This window comes from Hongsoonwoonella zoysiae (genome assembly GCF_013266695.1).
Lineage (GTDB): Bacteria > Pseudomonadota > Alphaproteobacteria > Rhizobiales > Stappiaceae > Hongsoonwoonella > Hongsoonwoonella zoysiae.
Genome location: NZ_JABRXF010000001.1, coordinates 86,996 through 112,593 on the forward strand (window position 1 = coordinate 86,996; position 25,598 = coordinate 112,593).

Below are 25,598 nucleotides of genomic sequence, written 5' to 3' on the forward strand. Positions count from 1 at the left end.
GCCACGGCTGGAGAGCAAGGCAAATCGTCGTTAAATCGTCAAATCCATCCGCCGTCGACGATATAGGTCTGATTGGTGCAGGCGGATGCTTCGTCGGACGAAAAGAACAACACGACGCGCGCGATGTCCTCAGGCACGAGTTTCCGCTTAAGGCACTGGCGCGCCATGATTTGCCGCTCGCCCTCTTCATCGAGCCACAGTTCGATCTGGCGTTCCGTCATGACCCAGCCCGGCGCAATGGAATTGACGCGGATATTGAAGGGGCCGAGATCGCGGGCAAGCGAACGCGTGAGCCCGACAATCGCCGATTTCGAGGCCGTGTAACCCGCCATGCCGCCCTGCCCGATCATCCAGGAGATCGACCCCATGTTGATGATCGAACCGTGGCCTTCGGCCTTCATGTCCGGCACCACGGCTTTCGACACGAAAAACTGGTGCTTGAGATTTATGTTGATGCGCTCATCCCAATATTCGGGCGTCACTTCTTCAAGCGTGTGGCGCTCGTCATGGGCGGCGTTGTTGACGAGGACCGTGATGGGGCCGATTGCCGCCCTGAGCCGGGAAATAGCGGCCTCCGTTGCCGGAATATCGGTAAGGTCCGCCTTTTCGAAATGAACGTCATGGCCGGCGTCGCGAAGTTCGTCGACGAGTTCTCCCGAGGAAGCTTCGGCGATATCGATGAAGCCGACCCTGGAACCCTGCTCCGCGAAATGGCGGACGATGGAGGCGCCGATGCCGCTGCCTCCACCCGTCACAAGCACCGCGCGGCCCTTCAAACTCGGGTAGGCTGCTCCTGCTGACATGGCGTTTTCCGATCTTCGGCACATTTATTTTAGATACCGAAATATATCAAAAGAACGGCGCTGCCAAGAGCCAACCGCGTCGCCGGCCGCATTAATTCCGCCAGAACGCTATGCGATCCGGATTTTCGGGATGTGCTCTGCAGAACTTACTTCGTGCCGTACATACGGTCGCCCGCGTCGCCGAGACCCGGCATGATGTAACCGTGATCGTTCAGCTTTTCGTCGATAGCCGCAGTGAAGATCGGCACGTCCGGATGGGCGGATTCAAATTTCGCGACGCCTTCCGGCGCCGCGAGAAGGCAGAGGAAGCGCAGGTTCGTCGCGCCCCGGTCCTTCAGGCGCTGGACGGCTGCAATTGCCGAATTCGCGGTCGCCAGCATCGGATCGACAACGACCACCAGCCGCTCGGCAAGGTCTTCCGGCGCCTTGAAGTAATATTCGACGGGCTTCAGCGTTTCCGGGTCACGGTAAAGGCCGATGTGGGCGACGCGCGCCGCGGGCACGAGTTCCAGCATCCCCTCAAGCAGACCGTTGCCGGCGCGCAGGATGGAGGCGAAAACCATCTTCTTGCCTTCGATGATTGGCGCATCCATCGGCTGAAGGGGCGTTTCTATGGACATTGAGGTTATCGGAAGGTCGCGCGTGACCTCATAGGTCAAAAGCACCGAAATTTCGCGCAGGAGCCTGCGGAACCCTTGCGTCGAGGTTTCCTTCATCCGCATGTGGGTGAGCTTGTGCTGCACAAGCGGATGATTGATGACTGCTGCGCCTGCCATGGTCTGCCTCGCGTGATGTTTTGTCGCTATCGATTGTTCAGGACATCAACAGCCCCGAAACGGCCACCCCGTCAAGCGCGCGACTGCTCAAACCTGCCGATTTCCACCTGTCGCGCAGCAAAAACGTCAGAGGGAATAATCCGCCGCACCCGGATCGGAAAGCCGCTTGAGCAACCGCACCTTCGTCGCCTTGTCGCAAAAGGCCGCCTCGATCGCGGTTTTCGTGATCTCAAGCTGATCGGCCTCGCTCCAGCCGAACGTTCGGGCGCAAGTTCGGTATTCATGGCCAACCGTCGTTTTGAAGAACGGTGGATCGTCTGAATTCAGCGTGATCCGGCAGCCGGCGCGACGCAGCAGATTGACCGGATGAAAGCGCAGATTGGAATAGAGCCCGAGCGCGATGTTCGAACCGGGACAAACCTCCAAAACGATCCCTTCATCCGCTATCCGCTCGACGAGCGCCCTGTCTTCGATCGCCTTGACGCCGTGGCCGATCCGCTTCACACGAAGAAAGTCGAGCGCCGCCGTAACGCTTTCCGGCCCGCCGAACTCGCCCGCATGGGCGGTAAGCCCGAGGCCGCCTTCGGCAGCCTGGCGAAAGGCGCTGGCGAAATTGGCCGGATGGCCCTCGCGCTCGTCGCCCGCAAGGCCGAAGCCGGTCACCAGCGGATGGGCATGGGCAAGCACCTGGGTCACCACCTGCTCGACCGAACGCGCGCCGAAGTGGCGCACGCCAACCGCGACCATGCGTCCCTCGATGCCGGTTTCTGCCTTCGCGCGCTCCATTCCTTCTGCCAGACCCGAGACATAATCGGCGTAGGAAAGGCCGTTGGCGGCGGCGTGATCCGGAGAGATCGTGATTTCGGCGTAGATCACCCCTTCGGCCGCAAGCATGCGGTAGTAGTTTTCCGCAAGCGCAGCGTAATCTTCCGGCGTGCGGAACACCTGCGACGCACGGTCGTAGGCGCTCAGAAAAGAGGAGAAATCGTTCCAGGAATAATGCCCCGCGCGGTCAAAAACACCTGAAAGATCAATACCATGACGGGTAGCGAGCCGGCGCACGAGATCGGGCGGGGCCGCCCCCTCGATATGAACGTGAAGCTCGGCCTTGGGGACGACGTGCCGGGTCATCGCGCGGGCCTGGAAAAGCCGCGCATAGGCATATCCGAAGCGCGCTTCAGCCAATTGTCTTCGGACCATTTTGCCGCTGCGTCGACAAGATGAAGCGCATAGGCATGGCGCGAGCGGGCGGAGCGATTTGGCGCGGACTTGTGCGGAACGAGGCCGTGGAGAACGACGAGCGTGCCCTTCGGCGCGACAAGTGCCGCATCTTCGCCGGAAAACGCAGTATCATCAAGGGTTTGCATGGTGAGCGAACCGCCGGCATCGCGGAAACGCTGGCGCAGCGGGCCGAGATGACCGCCCGCAATGCCGTAGAGACCGCCGTTCGTCTCGTCCGCATCCTCAAGTGCAAACCAGAAGCCGATGCACGTCATGGGCTCGGTATGAAGAAACGTCGAATCCTGATGACAGTTGACCTCGCCGCCAATATGCGGCGGCTTGAAGATATACATGGACTGGGCAAGAACCGGATCTGAAAGACCCAGATCGGCAGCGGTGCACGCCAGCTTTTCATCGCGTGAGAATGCCTCGAATACGGGATCGAGATCGTGCAGTGCATGGCCGACCTTGTTGAGTGCCTGATGCTTTTCCCTGACCAGCTTGCCGGACGAATCGAACGCGCCTTCTTCAAAGAAGAAGCGGATCTTGTCTCCGCTTTCGCGGAAATAATCGTCCTTCGCGTGGCTCTGGCTGCCCGTTTCGAAGATTGACGCGTGGCCGGAAACATCAAAATCATCAATGAGTTCGACCATGCGCTGGCGCAGGCGGTCGCACTCTCGCGCGGATTTGTAGCCCTTGAGGACCAGAAAACCATCCTCGGCGTAGGCCTGCTTCATTTCGTCGGTGAGCCGGCCATCCACTGTCGCTTCGAACGATCTTGCCTGCATTCTGGACGCCTTCACGCTTTTGAACTTCGAACCCTTTCAGCGAACGAGGAAGCCTCGCCCAAGATCGTCCTCCGGTTCAAGCCAAAAGCGGGCTTCGCCTGTAAAATATGCCCGCCCGCCGACACGCACGGTGACCGCGTTCCGGCCATTGAAGGTGGTTTCGCCTTCGACTTCTCCCCAGAAGCGCGATCCCGTGACACTCTCGAACGTACAGCGCTCGCCGACAGCGACGAGGCCCTTCGCGTGGGCAGCCGCCAGGCGCGCGGTGACGCCGGAGCCGGTCGGACTGCGGTCGACCTGACCTTCGGCAAAGACGCAAATATTGCGTGTAACGGTATCCTTGGAGGGTGCGGCGAGGTCGGTGAAAATGGCGCCATAAAGAAATCCAAGGTCGCCACCCAGGGTTAATGAGAAATCCGTCGTGGCATTCAGCCGCTCGACAAGCCGGCTGGCCGCCGAAATAAATTCCGTAACGGGAGATTTTCCGATTTCAAGTCCCGCCGCGTCAGCCGGCAGAAGAGCGTAGATCGCGCCGCCATAGGCGATGTCGCAAGAGATATCCCCGCCCCCCGGAAGATCGACCATAATATCCCGCTCGATCAGGAAAGCAGGAACGGAGGAGAACCAGACATCGCCGGCGCGGCCGTTTTCGACCGACACATGTGCCGTAACAAGACCGCAGGGGCACTCGATCCGCACGATCGTCTCGCCCTCCACCGCCGGAACGAGGCCCGTTTCGACCGCATAACGCCCGAGGGCGATGACGGCGTGACCGCACATGGTGGAATAGCCTTCGTTGTGCATGAAAAGCACGGCGAGGTCGGCATGCGGGTCGGAAGGCTCAACCAGGAGCGCGCCGTACATGTCCGCATGTCCGCGCGGCTCGAACATGAGGAACTTGCGAAGATGGTCCAGACGGCCGCGAACAAAGGCGCGCTTTTCAAGGATCGTGCCGCCCTCGACCGGCGGGAAGCCGTTCTTGATGATGCGCAAGGGCTCTCCGCCCGTGTGCATGTCGACAACTTCGATCCGGTTCATCGTCATTGGAACCTCTATCGGAAGGATGCTCCATGTCGACCCGGCGCAATACCGAGGTGTACGGCCATGGTCTCGCCGATATCGGCGAATGTCGGCCGCCCGCCGATGGGCCTTGGCGCCACATCCGGCCCCCAGCACAAGATCGGCACATGCTCGCGCGTGTGATCCGTTCCGGGCCATGTGGGGTCGCAACCGTGATCGGCGGTGAGAATGAGCAAATCACCCTCGCGCAGCCGTTCCATCATCTCCGGCAGACGCGCGTCGAAGGCTTCAAGCGCCGCCGCATAACCCGCAACATCGCGCCGATGGCCGAAAAGGGAATCGAAATCGATGAAATTGGCGAAGACGAGATCGCCATCGCCCGCCTTCTCGACGGCTTCGAGCGTGCGGTCGAAAAGCGCGTCGTTGCCCGCCCCCTTCAAAACGTCCGTGACGCCCTGATGGGCAAAGATATCGGAGATCTTGCCGATGCCGAAAACGCGCCGCCCTTCCGCCACCAGCCGGTCGAGCACCGTCGGTTCCGGCGGCAGGACCGAATAGTCGCGCCGGTTGGCCGTGCGCTCGAAATCCTCAGCCGTTTCGCCGACGAAGGGGCGCGCGATAACCCGCCCGATGTTGAGCGGGTTAACCAGCTCGCGCACGAGTTCGCAGAGCTTGTAGAGCCGCTCCAGACCGAAATGCTCCTCATGAGCGGCGATCTGGAAGACGCTATCGGCCGATGTGTAGCAGATCGGCTTGCCGGTCTTTATGTGCTCCTCGCCAAGTTCCTGGATAATGACCGTGCCGGAGGCATGCTTGTTGCCCAGAATGCCCGGCAGGTCGCCATGCTCCACGATCGCCTTCGTCAGATCCTCCGGGAAGCAGGGCTCCTCGTCCGGGAAGTAGCCCCAGTCGAAGGTGACCGGAACGCCCGCGATTTCCCAGTGACCGGACGGAGTGTCCTTGCCGTGCGAAGTCTCGACGCCATAGCCCCAAAGGCCGACGGGCTCTTCATCGAAGTCAAGCCCTTCAGGCCGCGTGCCGGTGGAAAGCTCCGCCGCGCGGCCGAGGCCGAGCCTGTCCATGACGGGGAGCTTCAGCGGGCCGGAACGAAGACCCTCGCGGTCCGCTTCACCGGCGGCGCAGGCCCGCGCGATATGGCCCAGCGTATCGGCCCCGGCATCGCCGAAGCGCGCGGCATCCTCCGCACCGCCTATCCCGAAACTGTCCAGCACGCAAAGAATGGCGCGAGGCATGCTATTCGTTCCTCTTCGTTCTTTCGTATAATCGGCACCGCGCTTTTCAGCGCCTTTTTCAAGGCGCGATCCGCCCCGCGATCACCGGCCTGTCCGGCACGTCGCGCGCTTCGCCCACCTGATAGGCGGCAAGAAGCGCCGCACCCGCTCGCATGGCGGCGCCTTCATCCGCCGCGTGAACAATGGCGAGCGGCGAATCGCTGTCGACGAAATGTCCGACACCGGCCAGATGCGTGAAACCGACCGACGGGTCGATGACATCCTCCGCGCGCTTGCGCCCGCCGCCAAGCTCGATAACCGCCACGCCGACGGCGCGCGTATCGACCGCCGTCACCGTGCCCGGCGCTTTCGGATAAACGGCACGCTCCACCGCAGAGCGGGGAAGATAGTGAGCCGGCTTTTCCATGAAGTCCGAAGGACCGCCGAGACCGGCGACCATTTTCGCAAAAACTTCCGCAGCCCGCCCGCTTTCGAAGGCAGAACGCATCATCGCATTGCCATCCTCGGCGGAGGTCGCAAGACCGCAGGTCGCAAGAACCTCGCCGCCGAGCGCGATCGTGACATCAAAAAGGCGGTTGTCGATCTCCTTGCCGGTCAGGAAATCGACGGCGTTTTGCACCTCGACCGCGTTGCCGGCGGCGGATGCCAGAGGCTCGTTCATATCGGTCAAAAGAGCCGTTGTCGGGCAACCCGCACCGTTTGCCACCGTCACCAGGCTTTCGGCCAGGCCCTTCGCTTCCTCGAACGTGCCCATGAAGGCACCCGTGCCCCATTTGACATCGAGCACGAGGGCCTGAAGACCGGCGGCAAGCTTTTTCGACAGGATGGAGGCGGTGATGAGATCAAGGCTTTCGACAGTGCCGGTGACATCACGAATTGCGTAAAAGCGCTTGTCGGCGGGCGCGAGATCGGCCGTCTGGCCGATGATGGCGCAGCCGGCATACTGCACCACTTTCCGGAAAAGCGCGTTGTCGGGCTGGGTCTTGTAGCCGGGAATGGAATCGAACTTGTCGAGCGTGCCGCCCGTATGGCCGAGGCCACGGCCCGAAATCATCGGCACGGCAGCACCGCAGGCGGCCAGCGCGGGTGCGAGCATGAGCGAGACATTGTCGCCGACACCGCCCGTTGAATGCTTGTCGACGACGGGTTTTCCAAGGTCCGACCAGTCGAGCACCGAGCCGGAATCGCGCATGGCAAGGGTGAGCGCCACCCGCTCGTCCAGCGAAAGCCCCTTGAAGAAGACGGCCATGGCGAGTGCCGCCACCTGCCCCTCGCTAACCGAGCCATCCGACAGCCCCTTGACGAAGAAGGCGATCTCCTCGCCCGTCAACGTACCCCCGTCGCGCTTTTTGCGGATGAGTTCCTGCGCGAGCATTTCAGTAGCCTTCGCCCGTTGCCGCCTCGCCACCGTCTATCGCGGCGAGAAGCGCATCGAGAAGTCCGCTCGCGCCGAAGCGGAACGTGTTCGCGCAAGCCCACTGCGGGCCCATGATGCGATCCGCGAAATTGAGATAGGCAGCGGCTTCTCCCACCGTGCGGATGCCGCCGGCGGCCTTGAAGCCGACCTCCTCATGGCAATCGCGCCAGTGCTCCTCAATGGCCGTCAGCATGATCTCGGCCGCCTTCAGGGTGGCGTTGACCTTCACCTTGCCGGTCGAGGTCTTGATGAAATCCGCACCCGCATCGATCGAGAGCTTGGAAGCATTGTGGATCAGAAGCGGATCCTCGATCTCGCCCGTTTCCAGAATAACCTTCAGCTTCGCCTCGCCGCAGGCACCCTTCACCCGCCTGATCTGGGCCTCGGCGAAGCCGGGACGTCCGGATAAAAACGCACGATAGGGCATGACGAGATCGATCTCGCCCGCACCATCGGCAACCGCCTGGCGGGTTTCCCTCACGACGGCGAGCGTATCCTCCCCGCCTTGAGGGAAGTTGACGACAGTTGCGATCCCGACGCCGGAGCCCTCAAGAAGCGGCTTCGCATGGGCGACGAAGCGCGGCCAGATGCAGATAGCCGCGACCGAACCATGCTCCGTGACCGCACGTTTGCAAAGTGCGGTGACATCCTCCGCCGTGCAGTCGTCATTGAGATTGGTCAGGTCGACAAGCGGAAGGGCGCGTTCCGCCACCGCCTTCGCGTCGAAATCAGTCATTGCCAAGATCTTTCACAAATCCGCGGATCAGCTTTTTCAGGCGGTCCACCGCCGTCAGCGCGGTCGATTTGGTTTCGTCATGCGACAACGCATGGGCCTGAAGACCCGCGCCGTAGTTGGTGATCGTCGAGATCGCCGCGACCCTCAGCCCGAGATAGCGGGCGAGGATCACTTCCGGCACCGTGGACATGCCGACGGCATCCGCGCCCAGCGTTTGCGCCATTCTGATCTCGGCCGGCGTTTCGAAGGAGGGCCCGGAAAACCACATGTAAACGCCCTGGCCAAGTTCAAGCTGCTGGTCTTGCGCCACCTTCAGGATGCGCTCGCGCAATCCTTCATCATAGGCCTTGCTCATGTCGAGAAAGCGGCGCTCGTCCTCTTCGCCGATCAAAGGGTTCCGCCCCGACCAGTTGATATGATCGGTGATCAGCATGGGCGAGCCGGGCTTCAGATCTTCCCGCAGCGAACCGGCGGCGTTGGTGAGAAGCAACGTGTCGCAGCCAAGCTCCTTCAGCGTCTCCACCGGCGTGCGCATGATATCGGCCTGACCGCTTTCATAATAATGCGCGCGCCCTGAAAGGACGACGACCGGAACACCCTCGAGCGTGCCGGCGATCAACTCGCTGCCGTGCGAGGAGACGCTGGAAACGGGAAAGCCCGAAAGATGCGAATAGGCGATGCGCGTGGCGCCCTTCACCTCATCGCCAAGCGCGCCGAGGCCCGAACCCAGGATCATGCCGACGCGGTAGCTGCCTGGGCGCGCCGCGCGCACGATATTGGCGCATTCGCGGCCGTATCCGTCCGTCACGATTTTCTGTCCTCTTCCTTCAAGATAAAACCGGCCGGCAGAAGCTCGGCGAGGCGGAACGTCTGTTTCACGCCGGAAAGGTCGCAGATGTGGACGCGCGTCTCGCCGTCGCCAAACTCCGCAAGCCTCTGCCGGCAACCGCCGCAGGGCGTGCAAAGGGCGGCATCCGCCGTGACCACCACCTCGGCGATCCGTTTTGCTCCGCCCGCGACCATGGCGCCAAGTGCCGTCGTTTCCGCGCACCAGCCTTCCGGGAAGCTCGCGTTTTCGACGTTGCAACCGGAATAAATGCGCCCGTCATCGGTCAGCACGGCGGCGCCCACCTTGAAGCGGGAATATGGCGCATGCGCGTTTTCGCGAGCCGTTTTCGCGGCCCTGAACAAATCGTCGAAACGGCTCATGTGCGCTCCTTCACATAGGCCGTGCCGCCGGCCTTGGGCGGAATGGCGCGGCCGATGAAGCCGGCGAGCAGAACCACCGTCAGGATGTAGGGCAGCGCCTGGAAGAACTGAACCGGAACCTCACCGATGCCGGGCAATTCCTGCCCCTGAAGACGGATCGCCACCGCATCGAGAAAACCGAACAGCAGACAGGCGAACATGGCCGGCACGGGACGCCACTTGGCGAAGATGAGCGCGGCAAGCGCGATGAAGCCGCGCCCCGCCGTCATGTCCTTGATGAAGCTTGCCGACTGGGCGGTGGAAAGATAGGCCCCCGCCACGCCGCACAGGATGCCGGTGCAGATGACGGCGCGATACCTGAGCCAGGTGACCGAAATGCCGGCGGTATCGACAGCCGCCGGATTTTCGCCCACCGCGCGAAGCCTGAGGCCGAAACGCGTGCGGTAAAGCGCCCACCAGGTGAAAGGCACCATGAGGAAGGCCACATAGACAAGCAGGTTGTGGCCCGACAAAAGCTCCGAATAGAGCCCGCCGATGACCGGCACATCGCGAAGCGCCTCGGCAAACGGCCAGTCGAGCGAGGTAAAACGCGCCTCCACCGGCAAGGGCGGCGTCTGCCCGCCCTGGCGGAACCAGTCCTGCCCGAGAAGCGCCGTCAGCCCCATGGCGAGGAAGTTGATCGCCACGCCGGAGACGATCTGGTTGCCCCGGTTGGTGATGGAGGCGAAGCCATGCAAAAGCGCAAGGGCGACGGAAACGACGATGCCGCAGGCAAGCCCAAGCCATGCCGAGCCCGTGACCGCGGCACCCGCGCCGGCGGCAAAGGCCGCACCAAGCATCTTGCCCTCAAGGCCGATGTCGAAAATGCCCGACCGCTCCGAATAAAGCCCCGCAAGGCAGGCAAGCAGCAGCGGCGTCGACAGCCGGACCGTGGAATCCAGAATGAGGATCATCATCTCGAACATTGGCCGCTCCTCACGCCGCTTCCGTGGCGGGTGTCCGCGCGAAGCTGAACATCCGAATGAGCGCCGGCCTGAACATTTGCTCAAGCGCACCGGCGAAGAGGATCACCAGGCCCTGGATGACGACGATCATGTCACGCGTGATCGACGGCTTCTCGAAGGCAAGCTCCGCCCCGCCCTGATAGAGCATGCCGAAGAGGATGGAGGCGAAGACAATGCCGACCGGATGCGCCCGGCCCATGAGGGCGACCGCGATGCCGACGAAACCGTAACCCGAGACGAACTCGATCAGGAGCCTGTGCTGCGAGCCCATGATCTCGTTGATCGCCATCATGCCGGCAAGGCCGCCGGAAATCATCATGGTGATTATCGTGATCCGAACCGGCGAAATGCCGGCATAGACGGCGGCGGACGGGCTCGCCCCGAAAGTCCTGATCTCGTAGCCGAGCTTGGTGCGCCAGATCAGCGCCCACACGGCGAAAGAGGCAAGGAGCGCCAGGATCAGCGACAGGTTCAAGGGCGCCGTGCCGAAATCGAGACCCGGAATGACATCCTGCAGAAGCGGCAGGCGGCCGCCCGCTTCGAACGTACGGGTTTCGGGCTGCATGGAGCCTTCCTTGCCCATTACGTTGACAAGCAGATAGACCATCAGCGAGGCGGCGATGAAGTTGAACATGATGGTCGTGATGACCACATGGCTGCCGCGCCTGGCCTGAAGTACCGCCGGAACGAACGCCCATGCGGCCCCTGCCGCGGCCGCACCAAGAACGGCGAAGGGCAGCGTCACCCACCACGGCACGAAACGGTCGAGCGCAAGGCAGGCTATTGCCACACCCAGCCCGCCGACATAGGCCTGCCCCTCGCCGCCGATGTTGAAGAGGCTGGCGTGGAAGGCGACCGCGACCGCGAGGCCGGTGAAAATGAAGTTGGTGGCGTAAAAGAGCGTGAAGCCGATGCCCTCGTTCCAGCCGAGCGAGCCCCAGATTAGGATCTCCACCGCCTCAAGCGGGTTTTCGCCGATCAGCAGCACGACAAGGCCCGACACCAGGAAGGCGGCGGCAAGGTTTAATAGCGGCATCAGGCCGTAATCGACCCAGCGCGGTAAATGTCCGGCACTCATTCCGCCGCCTCCCGGTTGACACCCGCCATCATCAGGCCAAGCTCGCCTTCGTCCGTTTCCGGCGGCCGCTCGCCCACAAGCGCGCCGTCGAACATAACGAGCACCCGGTCGGCAAGGCCGCGAATCTCGTCAAGCTCAACGGAGACAAGCAGGATCGCCTTGCCGGCGTCGCGCATTTCCACGATGCGGCGATGGATGAACTCGATCGCGCCGATATCGACGCCCCGTGTCGGCTGACCGACGAGGAGCACCTTCGGATCGCGCTCGATCTCGCGCGCGAGCACGATCTTCTGCTGATTGCCGCCGGAGAAACTGGCGGTGCGAAGCTGGCAGTTGGGCGGGCGGATGTCGTATTTTTCGATCTCGCCGTTCGCCGTTTCGCGGATCGCGGCAAGATCAAGCATGGCGCCCTTTCCGTAAGCCGGATCGCGGTGATAGCCGAGAATGGCGTTCTCGTATTCATAGAATTTCGTGACAAGGCCCATGCGGTGCCTGTCCTCCGGCACATGGCCCATGCCGAGGCGGCGCATTTCGGCGGGATCGACCGCGCCTGTCGTCGGGTCGACCTTGTAGCCGTCGATCTCGATGGTGCCGGAAACCGCGCGGCGGATGCCGGCCAGCGTTTCCATAAGCTGCGACTGACCGTTGCCGGAAACGCCCGCAATGCCGACGATCTCACCCTCGCGAAGGTCGAAGCCGACGTTTTTCACCACATCGAGCCCGCGGCTGTCGCGCACCGTGAGACCCCGCACCGAAAGTGCCGTACGCCCCGGTGTGGCCGGCTTCTTGTCGACCCTGAGGAGAACCCGGCGGCCGACCATAAGCTCCGCCAACTCCGGCATGGAGGTCTCACTCGTCTTGCAGGTCGCGACCATCGCGCCCTGGCGCATGACGGAGACGGTGTCGGTGACCGCCATGATCTCCCGCAGCTTGTGCGTGATGAGAAGCACCGTCTTGCCCTCGTCGCGCAGCACGCGAAGAATGCGGAACAGGTGATCGGCCTCGGCAGGCGTGAGCACGCCCGTCGGCTCGTCCAGAATGAGGATATCCGCGCCGCGAAAGAGGGCTTTCAGGATCTCCACACGCTGCTGGAGGCCGACGGGAAGCTCGCCAACGACCGCGTCGGGATCGACTTTGAGCTCATATTCCTGCTCCAGCCGTTTCAGCTCCGCACGCGCCCTGGCAACCCCCTCGCCAAGCAGGCTGCCGCCCTCGGCGCCCAGAATGACGTTTTCCAGCACCGTGAAATTGTCGACCAGCATGAAATGCTGATGGACCATGCCGATGCCATGGGAAATGGCGGCCTTGGAATCCTCGATCTCAACCTTCTTGCCATCGACGACGATGTCGCCGCCGTCGGCCCGGTAGAAACCATAGAGGATCGACATCAGCGTCGACTTGCCGGCGCCGTTCTCGCCGACGATTCCATGTATCGAGCCCTTGGCGACGGTAAGGTCTATCGCCTTGTTGGCGTGGACCGGGCCGAAGCTCTTGTCGATTTTCCTGAGTTCGATGGCGGGCACCATCCGAAAGCCCTCCGCAGTCGCGCGGCCAGCGCCCTCACGCTTGCCGCGGCGCAAAGCGCCCGCCGGAACGACCATCCCGGCGGGCGGCAGCCTTATTTGGATATCAGACCGGGCAATCCTGGTCCGACATGTAGTCGTGCACCTGGACCTTGCCGGAGATGATGTCCTGCTTGGCCTGGTCGACGGCGGCTTTCATCTCGTCCGTGACGAGGCTGGCGTTGTTGTCGTCAAGCGCCCAGTCGACGCCGCCTTCCTTGAGGCCGAGAACTTCCACGCCCGACGACCAATTGCCGTTCATGGCATCCTTGAAGGTGGTGTCGACGGCAACGTCGACGCGCTTCAGCATGGAGGTGAGAACCGAGCCCGGGTGCAGGGCGTTCTGGTTGCTGTCAACGCCGATGCCGAGCTTGCCAGCGTCCGCGGCCGCCTGGAGAACGCCGAGACCCGTGCCGCCGGCCGCGTGATAGACAACGTCCGCGCCGCGGTCGAACTGCGACTTGGCAAGCTCCCCGCCCTTGACCGGGTCGTTCCACGCCGCGCCCGTGGTGCCGGTCATGTTCTGATAGACCTCCGCATCCGGATTCTGGGCAAGCGCTCCCTGCTTGTAGCCGCAGGCGAACTTGCGGATGAGCGCGATGTCCATACCGCCGACGAAGCCGACCTTGCCGGTTTCGGAAGCCATGGACGCCAGCACACCCACAAGGTAGGAGCCCTCATGCTCCTTGAAGACGATGGAACGAACGTTCGGCAGGTCGACCACACTGTCGACGATGGCGAATTTCGTGTCCGGAAACTCCTTGGCCACCTTCTCTACCGCATTGGCATGCGAAAAGCCGATGGCGACGATCGGCGAAAGGCCCCGGCGTGCGAAATTGCGCAAGGCCTGCTCACGCTGGGAATCGTTCTGGATTTCGAAATCGCGGTATTCGACGCCGGTATCGGCCTTGAACTTCTCCGCGCCGGTATAGGCCGCTTCGTTGAACGACTTGTCGAACTTGCCGCCAAGGTCGTAGACGACCGCCGGCTTGATGTCTTCGGCATGGGCCGCGACCGTCATGGCCGCGCCAAGCGCAAGCGCTCCGAGTGTCCTGATCAGTTTCACTTCAATACCTCCACCTTAATATCGAGGCCCTTCAGGCCGTCTTGAGTTTTCGCCCGGAAAGCTCCCCCGAAAGGCCGCGGGCAAGTTGCTCGTCAAGGACGAGATCGGTGATGACGCCGGTGCGGAGGGCGGCAAGCGTCGCGTTGCGCTTTCCATCGCCGCCGACCAGCGCAATGACGCGCCGGCCGCGCACCTCGTCGAAATGAAGACCCACAGCCTGCTCGCCGAGGGCATTGGGCACAAGCTTGCCGTTCAGGTCCACGAAGCGGCCCATGAGATCTCCACAGGCACGGTCGCGGCGAAGCTTGTCTTGTTCCTCCGCCGAAATGAGGCCCCGGCGAACAAGATGGCCTTCATCCTCTATCGAGCCTATGCCGATCACGAAGAGATCCGACTTACGGGCAAGCTCCAGCATCGACTGGACGCTCTTCTGCTTCAGGAAAATCTCCTTCTCGGCGATGCTTTCGGCAAGATAGGGAACCGGAAGGTAATAACCCTCACCGCCCGTACGCTCGACCATCTGCTGGACGACGTCGAAGGGATTGGCAGAAAGCTTGCGCGTCAGCGAGCCGGAAATCGAGATCACGCGAAGGTCCGGGCGCTGAATCCGGGGCATGGCCTCGACCGCCGCCTTCAACGTGCGCCCCATGCCGACGCCGACCTGGGTGACGGAAGCGTTGGAGAGAAGGTTCGCCAGATGCTGGCTCGCGACTTCGGCGACCGCGCCGATGGCCGCCTGCTCGTCGCAAGGCCCCAGATCCGGAGCGATCAGGCAGGAGGAGAGGCCGAAAGCGGCGATGATTTCGTCTTCAAGTTCCAGGCAATCCGTCGGCCGCCCTTCGACCCGGAAGCGGACCAGCCCCTCCCGCTGGGCATGGGCGATGAGACGGTGAACCTTGGCGGAGGAAACGCCGAGACGGTCCGCGATCTCGCCTTGCGTGGCGCCGCCGACGAACGACATCCATGCCGCACGGATTGCCATATCCGTCGTCCAGTCGCTCTCGCTCTTGCGATTGGCCACGCCGCTTTCCCTCGCCTCACCCGCATTTTAAGCCGCCATTGACGCCTCGATCGATATCATCTGGCGAAAATATCTTCACGGCCTGCGAATTCTTTCACCGAAGAGTGCCGCGCGTGAACGGCAAGGTCAAGCACATCGCACGTATTTTTTCCCGAAAATCGCGGGGAGCGTTCACTGTCACATCAGCGCAACGTGATAAAGAATTAATCACCAGTTAACCAAATAAGCCCTAATCTTCCACATTAACGTGTCGCTAACCACTGCACGCGACCGGCAGAGCGTCATACAATGCTCGGAGCGTGCAGCCGAATCCGGCGAAAAGGCCGGAAGCGGGCGAATGGCACGTGAATTGCCAAGCTTACAAATAACCGCCGCATCACTTCGACGGGCAGCAGCAACTGCGCGCCGAACAAGAGAGTAGTCTATCCGGGGAGAGAGAAAAGGATACGGGGGGAGACGTCATCAGGAGGGGCCTTCGATTCCAGGAAGGAGGATCAGCCTATGCGTTCCTTGTGGACCACGTACCGGAATTCTCTCATCGCCGCGCTGGCGGCAGCCATGCTTTGCCCGCTTGCCCTCTCCGCAGAGGCGGCACCCCTCAACCTGAATTACGACCCGGATTCCGAGGTCGACGTCGAGCTGGTGCTCGCCGTTGACATTTCCCAGTCGATGGACCGGGACGAGCAGGAAATCCAGCGCGCGGGCTATGTTTCCGCACTCACCTCCGAAGAGGTGCTTGAAGCGATCCGCTACGGCCCGACGGGACGCATCGCCGTCACCTACATGGAATGGGGTGGCGCCGAAGAGCAATTCGTGGTTGCCGAATGGGCCCTGATCAAGGATGCCGTCACCGCCCGCGCCTTCGCCGCCAAGCTCGCCGAGGCGCCGATCCGCCACAAGCAGCGCACCTCCATAGCTTCCGCCCTCAAGCAGGCGGTGAACCTGATCCAGCTCAACCGCTTCAACGGCATGCGCAAGGTGATCGACATTTCCGGCGACGGCCCGAACAACCAGGGCGGCCGGGTGACGGAGGCCCGCGACGAGGTGCTGACGTCCGGCGTCGTCATCAACGGTCTGCCGCTGATGATGAAGGCAGAGAAGAACACCTGGCAGGCGATGATGAACCTCGACCATTACTATGAGGACTGCGTCATCGGCGGACCGGGCGCATTCGCGATCCCCGTGCGCTCCACCGACGCTTTCGCCGACGCGATCCGCATGAAGCTGGTGCTGGAAATCGCCGGGATTTCGCCGGATGGAAACCCACTGGTGCAAAAGGCCGCCGCGCGCAAGAAGGTGACCTGCTCGCTCTACGACTGACGGCATGCGCCGGCTTTGGACCCGGTGAAAATCTCATGGCTGCGCGGGTCTGGCCCCTTATTCGAGCCGGGGGCAGGCCGCGCATGACGAAGGAACGGGCGCAACGCCGGGCGCTCGGGACACAACGAACGCATGTATTACCCCATTTTACTAGCCATGATGGGGGAGCCTGTGCGAGACTTCCCCCTTCGCGGGCAGGCCGCGCAAAAGGCCCGATTTCAGGAACAATAACGAGGGCTTTGGTGCGCATTACCCGTGAAAGCGCCCGCTTGCGCTTTGAAACGGGCCATAGAACCGAAAACCAAGCCGCCGGCGGGCCGACGTTCTGGAAGGACGGAGCCGCGCCATGCGAAACATGACATCTCCACCCGTGCGCACCTCAATGGCAGGGATCCGCAATTACCTTTTTGCGGCCTGTATCGCCATAGCCTTTTGGGCAACAGCGAAGGAGGCGGCAAAGGCGGAAGAGGTGGACCTTCTACTCGTTCTTGCCGTCGACATCTCCTATTCGATGGACGACGACGAACAGCGCCTGCAGCGGCGAGGCTATATCGAGGCGATCACCTCCGATCCGGTCGTCAATGCGATCAGGAACGGGCTTATCGGGAAGATTGCCGTCGCCTATACCGAGTGGGCGGGCTCGACATCCCAGCACATCCTTGTCGACTGGCATGTCATCGCCAGCCGCGACGATGCCGAACGATTTGCGGCTGCCCTCGCCGAAGCTCCGATCTCCCGCGCCTACCGTACATCCATCGGCGAAGCGCTTTTTCACGCAGCTTCCATGTTCGAGGAAGCACCGCACACCGCACTGCGCCGCGTGATCGACATTTCCGGCGACGGGCCGAACAACCAGGGAAGGCTCGCCCCCGTCGCACGCGATTTCACGGTGGAAAAAGGCATTACCATCAATGGCCTTCCCCTGATGCTGAAGCGGCCGATCTACGGCTGGTTCGATATCGACAATCTCGACGTCTACTACGAAAAATGCGTGATCGGCGGGCCGGCGGCCTTCACCATCCCCGTGCGCGACGTGGAGGCTTTCCCGGAGGCGATCCGGCGCAAACTCATCCTCGAAATCGCCCAAACCCGGCAGCCGCCGGGCGAGGAAGGCTGGATCGACGAGGCATTGTCCGCCGAGGAAGAGGCGGTGACGATCCAGGTTCAAGAGAACCTGGATCCGCTTTGCACCATCGGCGAAACCCTTTGGCGGCGACGGATGCTCGATGACACCCGGTGACAGGCGGCGACCACCGCATTGGCGACGGTGCATCGAATAACCCAGGCCCATGCGCCCGCCGGAGCCTATCCGGCCGAACCCGAACGGGGTTTGGCGGCAAGGACATGCTCAAGCTGTTGAATACCGAGCGATTTCCAATCGGCTGGATGATTGCGCCCGGCCGGACAGGCGCTCCAGACAGGGCTGGTCATTTCCGGGCGTATGGGCGATAACCCTGTGATCGAACGCCCGGCCGCCGCGCCCCTCCCCGCGCGCGAGGACCGGATATCGACAACGTGGATACCCGCATGAACGCACCAAGCACCGAAAGGGCCGCACTGGCGCTGATCGCCCATGACGCCAAGAAAGGCGACATGGTGGAATTCGCAAGGCGCAACCTGGCCAAGCTTGCGGACTACCGGCTGGTAGCCACGGGGACCACGGGCGGCAAAATCATCGAAGCCTGCCCGAACCTCGACGTGACGCCGCTGAAAAGCGGCCCTCTCGGCGGCGACCAGCAGATCGGCGCGATGATCGCGGAGGGCAAGCTTCAGGGCCTCATCTTCTTCGTCGACCCGCTGTCGCCGATGCCCCATGATGTCGACGTCAAGGCGCTGATGCGCCTTGCCCTTGTTTACGACATCCCGATGGCACTTAATCAGGCGACGGCGGAGATCCTGCTTCGCTCCGCAAGGCTCCAGGGCCTTGCGACCACCTCAAAGACACCCGAGATCACCAAGTTCCGCCAATGAGTTTTCAATCGACCGCCATCCGCGCCCTGCGCTTTCCCGTGCTCATCGCCGACATCGGCGGCACTAACGCGCGTTTCGCCCTCGTCAGCGACGCCCACGCCGCCACGCAGGTGTTCGGGCGAACCGACACCGGCGCATTTCCAGGCTTCACGGAAGCCGCAAGCCGGATGGCCCTCGACAAGACATCCCTTCTGCCGCGCACGGCCGTGCTTGCGGTGGCCGGCCCCGTGACCGGAGACAGGATACCGCTGACCAATGCCGACTGGGTGATCGAGCCGAACAGGCTTCTGGATGAGCTGGGGCTGGAGACGGTGATCGTGCTCAACGATTTCGAGGCCCAGGCACTGGCGCTGCCGGGACTTGAGGGCGACGACCTCCAGGCGATCGGCGGCGGCACCGCGCTCGATTACGGCGCGAAGGTGGTCGTCGGGCCTGGAACGGGCCTCGGCGCGGCCGCGATGGTGCATGCGCAGGACACCTGGATTCCGATCCCCGGCGAAGGCGGCCATGTGGAACTTGGCCCCGTGAGCGATGACGACGCGAGGATCTGGCCTTTCATCGAGCGCCAGGAAGGACGTATCGGCGCGGAGCGCATCATCTGCGGCGCGGGGCTTTTGCGCCTTGCGCGCGCTGTCGCCAAGGCCGACGGCGCGGAGCGCGATTTCGCCTCGCCCGCAGAGGTGACGAAGGCGGCGGACGGCGGCGACGATGTCGCGAGGCACACGATGGACGTGTTCGCGCGCGCGCTCGGCCGGGTTTCCGGCGACTTCGCGCTGACATTTCTTGCGCGCGGCGGCGTTTTCCTTGCCGGCGGCATTCCGCCGAAGATCGGCCGCTACCTGACGAGCGGCCCCTTCCGCGAAGCGTTCGAGGCGAAAGCGCCCCACAGCGCGCTGATGAAGACGATCCCGACCTACCTTGTGCGCCACGAGAACCCGGCGCTCGAAGGGCTTGCCTCTTTCGCGCGCACGCCGTCGCTCTTCGCGGTCGAGCTTTCAGGCCGCAAATGGGAAAGGCCGGTGCAGGGACGCGCGACGGGGTAGACCCCCGAAGGCCCAGCGAATGGCCCGACCCGGATTCCCATCACCCCTGCCGATCGACACGGTGCTGCCGGAGCTGCTGGCGGCACTCGAAGCCGGGCCGAACGCCGTTCTCGTCGCCGATCCGGGCGCGGGCAAGACGACGCGGGTGCCGCTGGCCCTGCTTGATGCCCCGTGGCGGGACGACGGGCGCATCATCGTGCTGGAACCGCGCCGGCTCGCCGCACGCGCCGCCGCCCGGCGCATGGCGGAAACGCTTGGCGAAGTGGTGGGTGAAACGGTCGGCTACCGCGTGCGCCTTGAAACGCGGGTGAGCGGCAAGACCCGCATCGAAGTCGTGACCGAAGGCGTCTTCACGCGCATGATCCTGGACGATCCGGAGCTTTCCGGCATCTCCGCCGTGCTCTTCGACGAATTCCACGAACGCTCGCTCGACGGGGATCTCGGCCTTGCTCTGGCGCTCGACGCACAGGGCGCGCTGCGCGAGGATCTGCGCCTTCTGCCCATGTCGGCGACCATCGATGCGAAAGCGGTAGCAAACCTCATGGGCGGATGCCCGGTGGCGATCTCGCAAGGCAGGTCGTTTCCCGTCGAGACCCGGCACCTCGGCAGGACTGCGGCACGCGGCATCGAGGAGCAGATGGCGGCTGCCGTGAAAAAAGCGCTCGGCGAGGAGGAAGGTTCGATCCTCGCCTTTCTGCCGGGGCAGAAGGAGATCCTGAAAACCGCCTCACTGCTGGAAGGCCGTGTACCGGCCAACACCGATATCGCGCCGCTTTACGGCGCGCTCGACGGCAAGGCGCAGGATGCGGCGATAAGACCCGCCGCGACAGGCCGGCGAAAGGTGGTGCTTTCAACCGACATCGCGCAGACCTCGCTGACGATCGAGGGCATCCGCGTCGTCATCGACAGCGGGCTGTCGCGCGTGCCGAAATTCGAGCCTTCCACCGGGCTGACGAGGCTTGAGACGGTGCGCGTCTCAAAGGCAGGTGCCGACCAGCGACGCGGACGCGCAGGCCGTACGCAGGAAGGCGTGTGCTATCGCCTGTGGGACGAGCCGCAAACGGCAGCGCTTCCTCCTGCAGATCGTCCGGCGATCCTGGAGGCGGACCTGACGCGGCTCGTCCTCGATCTGGCGCTTTGGGGCGAGAGCGATCCGGCAAAGCTTTCCTTCCTCGATCCGCCGCCGAAAGGCGCGTGGAGCGAGGCCGTGGAGCTTCTGAAAGCGCTCGACGCCCTGGATGACCTGGGGCGGATGACGGAAGCGGGAAAGCGGCTTTCCGCACTGCCACTGCCGCCGCGCGTTGCGCATATGCTGGTGGAGGCGGGAACGCTGGATGCCGGCGGGCTTGCCTCTGAAATCGCCGTGATCCTGACCGAACAGGGGATTGCCGGGCGTGCGAGCGACCTGCGCGAACGCCTGTCGGTTCTCAGGCGCGGCAAGGGACGGCGCATCGACGAGGCAAAGGCGCTCGCCCGGCGGTGGCGAAAGCTTGCCGGGATCGGTGAAGGCGATACGGAGGCGGAAACGGCGGGCGAAGTGCTGGCGCTCGCCTACCCGGAACGCGTGGCGCAAGGACGCGACGGCAAGGGCGGCTTCCGGCTGGCCAACGGACGCGGCGCGCTGCTTGAGCAGTCCGACCCGCTCGCGGGCGAAGACTTCCTCGTTGTCGCCGACATTCAGGGAACCGCCGCAAGAGGCCGCATCGCGCTTGCAGCTCCCATCGACAAAGAGACGATCGAGCGGCTGTTCGCCCCGCATATCGAGGAGAAAACAAAGGTCACAATCGACGCGAACGGCGCGATACGGGCGAAGCGCCTGCGCCGATACGGCGCAGTGGTGCTTGACGAGCGAAACGAACCGGCCCCCGACCCGGAGGCGATCGCCGATGCGCTTCTTTCCCTTATCGCCAAGAAGGGCGTTGCTCGCCTGCCCTGGACCAAGGCGCAAAAGGCCACGCGCGCGCGCATAACCTATCTGCGCAAGATGCTCGGTGACGACTGGCCGGATCTTTCCGATGAAGCGCTCGATACTACGCTGGAAGATTGGCTGAAGCCGCATCTGGCAGGCAAGACGAAACTCGATCAGATAGACGCCGAGTGCCTTGGCAACGCTCTCTCGGGACTTCTGCCATGGGGAAAAATGCCGGAGGTGGACCGGCTCCTGCCAAGCCACTTCGATGCGCCGTCAGGCTCCAGCTTGCCCATCGACTACGATGCGCCGGAAGGCCCGACGCTGCGCATAAGGGTGCAAGAGCTTTTCGGTCTCGACCGGCACCCGACAATTGCCGATGGAAAGGTGCCGCTGATCCTGGAGCTGCTTTCACCAGCCCAGCGGCCGATCCAGATCACGCGCGACCTGCCGGGTTTCTGGCGCGGGTCCTGGGCCGACGTGAAGGCCGACATGCGCGGACGTTACCCCAAGCACCCCTGGCCGGACGACCCGCTGAACGAGCGGGCCACCAGCCGGGCGAAGCCCAGGAAATAATCACGCATCCGACATGGACATGAGGCTGGCGTTGCCGCCGGCCGCAGCCGTGTTGATGGAAACCACCTGCTCCAGCGCGAAGCGCGTAAGATACGCAGGGCCGCCGGCCTTCGGCCCCGTGCCGGAAAGGCCGGAACCGCCGAAGGGCTGCGTGCCGACGACAGCGCCGATGATGTTGCGGTTCACATAGACATTGCCGACTGAAAGCCTGTCGACCACGGTCTTGACCGTCGCGTCGATGCGGCTGTGAACGCCGAGCGTCAAGCCGTATCCGGTGGCGTCTATCCGGTCGAGAACCTTCGGCAGGTCGGCGGCCTTGTAGCGAACGACATGCAGGATCGGGCCGAACACCTCCCGGGTAAGCGCTTCCGGCTTGTCGAGCTCGATGATATGAGGCGCGACCCATGAACCATCCGCGTAAGCACCATCCGGCACCTGGCCCGCGTAGGAAACCTTCTGGCTTTTCTTCATCTCCTCGACGTGGGCGATGAGATTGTCGCGCGCTTCCGCGTCGATAACCGGGCCGATGTCGGTTGCGGGATCGGCGGGATCGCCGAGCTTGAGTTCTGCCGCCGCACCCTTGACCATGGTGATCAGCTTGTCGGCGACATCGTCCTGCAGGTAAAGGAGCCTGAGCGCCGAGCACCGCTGACCGGCAGACCGGAAAGCCGACATGATGACATCGTCCGTCACCTGCTCCGGCAAGGCCGTCGCATCCACCAGCATGGCGTTGACGCCGCCGGTTTCGGCGATAAGCGGCACGATCGGCCCCCGCTTTTCGGCCAAAGTCCGGTTGATCGCCCAAGCGGTTTCGGTGGAGCCGGTGAATGCGACACCGGCAACGCGCGGCTCCTTGACGAGGGCAGCCCCCACCGCGCCGTCACCTGGCACGAAGAGCGCGGCATCCTCCGGCACGCCGGCCTTATGCAGCAGCTTGAAAGCCTCATAGGCGATCAATGGCGTCTGTTCGGCGGGCTTGGCGATGACCGCATTGCCGCTGACGAGCGCTGCCGTGACCTGGCCGAGGAAAATCGCCAACGGGAAGTTCCACGGCGAAATGCAGACGAACACCCCGCGCCCGCGATAGCGATAACGATCCTCTTCGCCCGTCGGGCCCGGCATCAAGGTGCCTTCGCCGAAAAGGACGCGCGCCTGCGCGGCGTAGTAACGGCAGAAATCGACCGCTTCGCGGATTTCGGCGATACCGTCGACGAGACATTTGCCGCCTTCCTTCGCCAGGATTGCCATCAACCTGTCGCGGTTTTCCTCCAGAAGATCGCCAAGTTTCGAGATTGCCGCCGCACGCGTCTCCACCGGCGTGCGCGACCAACGCTCAAAGCCTTTCGCGGCGGTGTCGAATATTCCGGCAACCTGATCGGCGCTCGCTTCCTGAACGGTGCCGGCAATGCTTTTGCCGTCGACCGGCGAGAGAATCGGACGCTCGGCCCCTTTCGCCTCAAGCCCCTTGCCGAGAGGACGTGCCTTGACAGCCGGAAATTCCGTCTTTGCCATGCCTTCGACAAGGGCCAGGCGCTCGGCCGAGTAACCGAATTCCATGCCTTCCGAGTTCTTCCGGCTTTCGCCGTAAAGATCGGCTGGAACGGGGATCTTGTGGTTGCGCGCCTTCGTGCCGCCGGCAAGCACATCCTGCGGACGCGAGATCAACTCGCCGATGGGAACGCTGGTATCACCGACCGCCGAAACGAAGGAGGAATTGGCACCGTTTTCAAGAAGCCGGCGGACAAGATAAGCCAGAAGGTCACGGTGCCCGCCGACGGGTGCGTAAATGCGGCAGGGATGGCCATCGCGTTCCGCCACCGCACGGAACAGGCTTTCGCCCATGCCGTGAAGACGCTGGAACTCGAAGCCCCCCTCCCCGCCCGCGAGGGCGAGGATCTGCGCGACCGTCAAAGCGTTGTGCGTGGCAAACTGCGGGTAGATGCAATCGCGCGCGGCCATGAGCTTGCGCGCGCAAGCAAGATAGGAAAGATCCGTCGCCGCCTTGCGGGTGAAGACCGGATAATCCTCCGCGCCGTGTTCCTGCGCGCGCTTGATCTCCGTATCCCAATAGGCACCCTTCACGAGTCGCACCATGAACTTGCGGTCAAGCGCGCGGGCGAGGCTGATCATCCAGTCGACGACGGCAACGCCGCGCTTCTGATAGGCCTGAACGGCAAGACCGAAACCATCCCACCCGGCGAGCGAGGGATCGCAGGCAACCGCCGCAATCACATCGAGCGAGATTTCCAGCCGGTCCGCCTCTTCGGCATCCACCGTGAAATTGAGGTCGTGTTTCTTCGCGGCCTGGGCCAATTTCAAAAGGCGCGGCACCAGCTCGTCGCGCACGCGCTCGCCGTTGACCGCCTCGTAGCGGGGATGAAGGGCGGAAAGTTTCACCGAAATTCCCGGCCTGTCGGGCAGCGGCTTTTTGCCCGCGCCCTTGCCGATCGCTTCGATCGCATCGGCATAGGACTTCGTATAACGTTCCGCATCCTCCGCGGTGCGCGCGCCCTCGCCCAGCATGTCGTAGGAATAGCGGTAGCCCTTGGTTTCCTGCGCCTTCGCACGCCCGAGCGCGGATTTGATCGTCTCGCCGAGGACGAACTGATGGCCCAGAATGCGCATCGCCTGGCGCGTTGCCGTGCGCACGGCCGGCATGCCCATGCGCTTCACCAGAGAGGAAAGGATCGTATCCGGCGCCTCGCCCGGATGGATGAGCCGCGAAGTGATGCCGAGCGCCCACGACGAAGCGGACACGAGCCATGTATCCGGCCGCGTCCCGTCGTCATCGCCGAATCGCGCAGCCGCAAGCTTGTCCTCGATCAGCTTGTCGGCGGTCGCCGCATCCGGGACGCGCAAAAGCGCTTCGGCCAGCACCATGAGGGCAAGCCCCTCACGCGTCGAAAGCCCGTATTCACGCAGGAAATCCTCAACCCCGCCGAGGCCGCCCTGGGATGAGCGGATCGCGTGGATATAATCGCTGGCGTGCTGGTCTATAAGCTTTTCGGTCTCGGCATCGAAACTCGCCTGCGGGATGAGGGCGCGCACCGCCTCCTCATCCGAGGGCGCGAACTTCGCACGAAACGGGGCAACCCCCTTCATATCCGGCTCGACCGCCTCAAATGCCACGCTCATCACAACCTCCCGATGACGCCCATCCTGCGGGCGCAATACCGACACGTCCCGGGCAAGCAGAAAGCTTGCTCCTGAGCTTTTCCCTAGTATACTTACTATTTAGGCGTTGTTTTCTCCAAAGAAATGCCACCTCCTAGGGAAACATTTTGCAATGAAAGCCGTATCCGTGGAATCCACGGCCATTGACCGTATCGACCGCAAGATCCTTGCCGTCCTGCAGGAAGACGGCCGGATCACCAACACCGAGCTTGCCGCCCGCGTGAGCCTTTCGCCCACAGCCACCGCCGAACGCTTCAAGCGCCTCGTGCGGGAGGGATATATCTTGCGGTTTTCCGCCGAATTGAACCCCGGCAAGCTAGGCCTCGGCCTGCTGGTCTTCGTGGAGGTGAAACTCGACCGAACCACGCCCGATATCTTCGACGCCTTCGGCCAGGCGGTGGCCCGCGCAGGCGAGGTTCTCGAATGCCACATGGTGGCCGGCGGCTTCGACTATCTGATCAAGGCGCGTGTTCGCGACATGGCGGCCTATCGCGCCTTCCTCTCCGACACGGTGCTGGCACTGCCCGGCGTGCGCGAAACCCATACCTACGCGGTTATGGAAGACATCAAGGACACGCACGTATTGCCGATTTCACGGTAAACCGGCAGGCCCGCCTACACGAAATTGTCAAAAACTCTTGTGTTGCCAAC

22 protein-coding genes are annotated in these 25,598 nt (G+C 63.1%); 6 read left to right on the plus strand and 16 right to left on the minus strand.

Annotated elements, in window-relative coordinates; translation table 11 throughout:
* Positions 1-38: 38 nt before the first annotated feature.
* The 15 genes from HPQ64_RS00425 to HPQ64_RS00495 all read right to left on the minus strand — a co-directional run bounded on the left by HPQ64_RS00425 (position 39) and on the right by HPQ64_RS00495 (position 14,954).
* The gene (locus HPQ64_RS00425) at positions 39-803 is read right to left on the minus strand and encodes an SDR family NAD(P)-dependent oxidoreductase (protein ID WP_172886439.1); all 765 of its coding nucleotides are present in this window, start codon (positions 801-803) and stop codon (positions 39-41) included.
* Between the two features lie 146 nt (positions 804-949).
* Positions 950-1,579: a uracil phosphoribosyltransferase gene (upp, locus tag HPQ64_RS00430; RefSeq protein WP_172886440.1), complete on the minus strand. Its 630-nt coding sequence runs from the start codon at positions 1,577-1,579 to the stop codon at positions 950-952.
* A 126-nt stretch (positions 1,580-1,705) separates the two neighbouring features.
* Positions 1,706-2,710 carry an adenosine deaminase gene (locus tag HPQ64_RS00435; protein ID WP_172888435.1) on the minus strand — a complete coding sequence of 335 codons (1,005 nt, stop codon included), beginning with the start codon at positions 2,708-2,710 and terminating at the stop codon, positions 1,706-1,708.
* Positions 2,707-3,588 (minus strand): phytanoyl-CoA dioxygenase family protein, encoded by an 882-nt coding sequence (locus HPQ64_RS00440; RefSeq protein ID WP_172886441.1) that lies wholly within the window; start codon positions 3,586-3,588, stop codon positions 2,707-2,709. Before HPQ64_RS00440 ends, HPQ64_RS00435 begins: the two co-directional genes overlap by 4 nt.
* Before the next feature lie 36 nt (positions 3,589-3,624).
* Entirely contained in the window at positions 3,625-4,632 is a 1,008-nt protein-coding gene (locus tag HPQ64_RS00445) for a proline racemase family protein (RefSeq protein WP_172886442.1), read from the minus strand.
* 8 nt (positions 4,633-4,640) lie between these two features.
* Positions 4,641-5,861 carry a phosphopentomutase gene (locus tag HPQ64_RS00450; protein ID WP_172886443.1) on the minus strand — a complete coding sequence of 407 codons (1,221 nt, stop codon included), beginning with the start codon at positions 5,859-5,861 and terminating at the stop codon, positions 4,641-4,643.
* 58 nt (positions 5,862-5,919) lie between these two features.
* Entirely contained in the window at positions 5,920-7,236 is a 1,317-nt protein-coding gene (gene deoA, locus HPQ64_RS00455) for a thymidine phosphorylase (RefSeq protein WP_172886444.1), read from the minus strand.
* 1 nt (position 7,237) lies between these two features.
* Positions 7,238-8,014 carry a deoxyribose-phosphate aldolase gene (gene deoC / locus HPQ64_RS00460; protein ID WP_172886445.1) on the minus strand — a complete coding sequence of 259 codons (777 nt, stop codon included), beginning with the start codon at positions 8,012-8,014 and terminating at the stop codon, positions 7,238-7,240.
* Complete coding sequence (locus tag HPQ64_RS00465; protein ID WP_172886446.1) at positions 8,007-8,822, minus strand: purine-nucleoside phosphorylase; 816 nt, start codon at positions 8,820-8,822, stop codon at positions 8,007-8,009. Before HPQ64_RS00465 ends, deoC begins: the two co-directional genes overlap by 8 nt.
* Entirely contained in the window at positions 8,819-9,223 is a 405-nt protein-coding gene (locus HPQ64_RS00470) for a cytidine deaminase (RefSeq protein ID WP_172886447.1), read from the minus strand. Before HPQ64_RS00470 ends, HPQ64_RS00465 begins: the two co-directional genes overlap by 4 nt.
* Positions 9,220-10,188: an ABC transporter permease gene (locus tag HPQ64_RS00475; protein ID WP_172886448.1), complete on the minus strand. Its 969-nt coding sequence runs from the start codon at positions 10,186-10,188 to the stop codon at positions 9,220-9,222. The genes HPQ64_RS00470 and HPQ64_RS00475 overlap by 4 nt, the downstream gene beginning before the upstream one ends.
* A gap of 10 nt (positions 10,189-10,198) precedes the next feature.
* Positions 10,199-11,305: an ABC transporter permease gene (locus HPQ64_RS00480; protein WP_172886449.1), complete on the minus strand. Its 1,107-nt coding sequence runs from the start codon at positions 11,303-11,305 to the stop codon at positions 10,199-10,201.
* The gene (locus HPQ64_RS00485) at positions 11,302-12,831 is read right to left on the minus strand and encodes an ABC transporter ATP-binding protein (RefSeq protein ID WP_172886450.1); all 1,530 of its coding nucleotides are present in this window, start codon (positions 12,829-12,831) and stop codon (positions 11,302-11,304) included. The genes HPQ64_RS00480 and HPQ64_RS00485 overlap by 4 nt, the downstream gene beginning before the upstream one ends.
* 103 nt (positions 12,832-12,934) lie before the next feature.
* Positions 12,935-13,888, minus strand: a complete 954-nt coding sequence (locus tag HPQ64_RS00490) for a BMP family lipoprotein (RefSeq protein WP_172888436.1) — start codon at positions 13,886-13,888, stop codon at positions 12,935-12,937.
* A 76-nt stretch (positions 13,889-13,964) separates the two neighbouring features.
* A complete protein-coding gene (locus tag HPQ64_RS00495; RefSeq protein WP_210260035.1) occupies positions 13,965-14,954 on the minus strand; it encodes a sugar-binding transcriptional regulator in 990 nt (329 codons plus the stop codon).
* A 501-nt stretch (positions 14,955-15,455) separates the two neighbouring features.
* Here HPQ64_RS00495 and HPQ64_RS00500 point away from each other — a divergent pair.
* The 5 genes from HPQ64_RS00500 to hrpB all read left to right on the plus strand — a co-directional run bounded on the left by HPQ64_RS00500 (position 15,456) and on the right by hrpB (position 21,773).
* Positions 15,456-16,274 (plus strand): DUF1194 domain-containing protein, encoded by an 819-nt coding sequence (locus tag HPQ64_RS00500; protein ID WP_210260036.1) that lies wholly within the window; start codon positions 15,456-15,458, stop codon positions 16,272-16,274.
* Between the two features lie 346 nt (positions 16,275-16,620).
* Positions 16,621-17,514: a DUF1194 domain-containing protein gene (locus HPQ64_RS00505; protein ID WP_172886451.1), complete on the plus strand. Its 894-nt coding sequence runs from the start codon at positions 16,621-16,623 to the stop codon at positions 17,512-17,514.
* A 287-nt stretch (positions 17,515-17,801) separates the two neighbouring features.
* The gene (locus tag HPQ64_RS00510) at positions 17,802-18,245 is read left to right on the plus strand and encodes a methylglyoxal synthase (RefSeq protein ID WP_172886452.1); all 444 of its coding nucleotides are present in this window, start codon (positions 17,802-17,804) and stop codon (positions 18,243-18,245) included.
* Entirely contained in the window at positions 18,242-19,288 is a 1,047-nt protein-coding gene (gene glk / locus HPQ64_RS00515; protein WP_172886453.1) for a glucokinase, read from the plus strand. The genes HPQ64_RS00510 and glk overlap by 4 nt, the downstream gene beginning before the upstream one ends.
* A gap of 19 nt (positions 19,289-19,307) precedes the next feature.
* Complete coding sequence (gene hrpB, locus HPQ64_RS00520) at positions 19,308-21,773, plus strand: ATP-dependent helicase HrpB (protein ID WP_172886454.1); 2,466 nt, start codon at positions 19,308-19,310, stop codon at positions 21,771-21,773.
* On the opposite strand, the gene putA is transcribed toward hrpB, so the two are convergent.
* Positions 21,774-24,908 carry a bifunctional proline dehydrogenase/L-glutamate gamma-semialdehyde dehydrogenase PutA gene (gene putA, locus HPQ64_RS00525; protein ID WP_172886455.1) on the minus strand — a complete coding sequence of 1,045 codons (3,135 nt, stop codon included), beginning with the start codon at positions 24,906-24,908 and terminating at the stop codon, positions 21,774-21,776.
* 151 nt (positions 24,909-25,059) lie between these two features.
* Between putA and HPQ64_RS00530 the strand changes: the two genes are divergently transcribed.
* Positions 25,060-25,548 (plus strand): Lrp/AsnC ligand binding domain-containing protein, encoded by a 489-nt coding sequence (locus HPQ64_RS00530; protein ID WP_172886456.1) that lies wholly within the window; start codon positions 25,060-25,062, stop codon positions 25,546-25,548.
* The last annotated feature ends 50 nt before the right edge of the window (positions 25,549-25,598 follow it).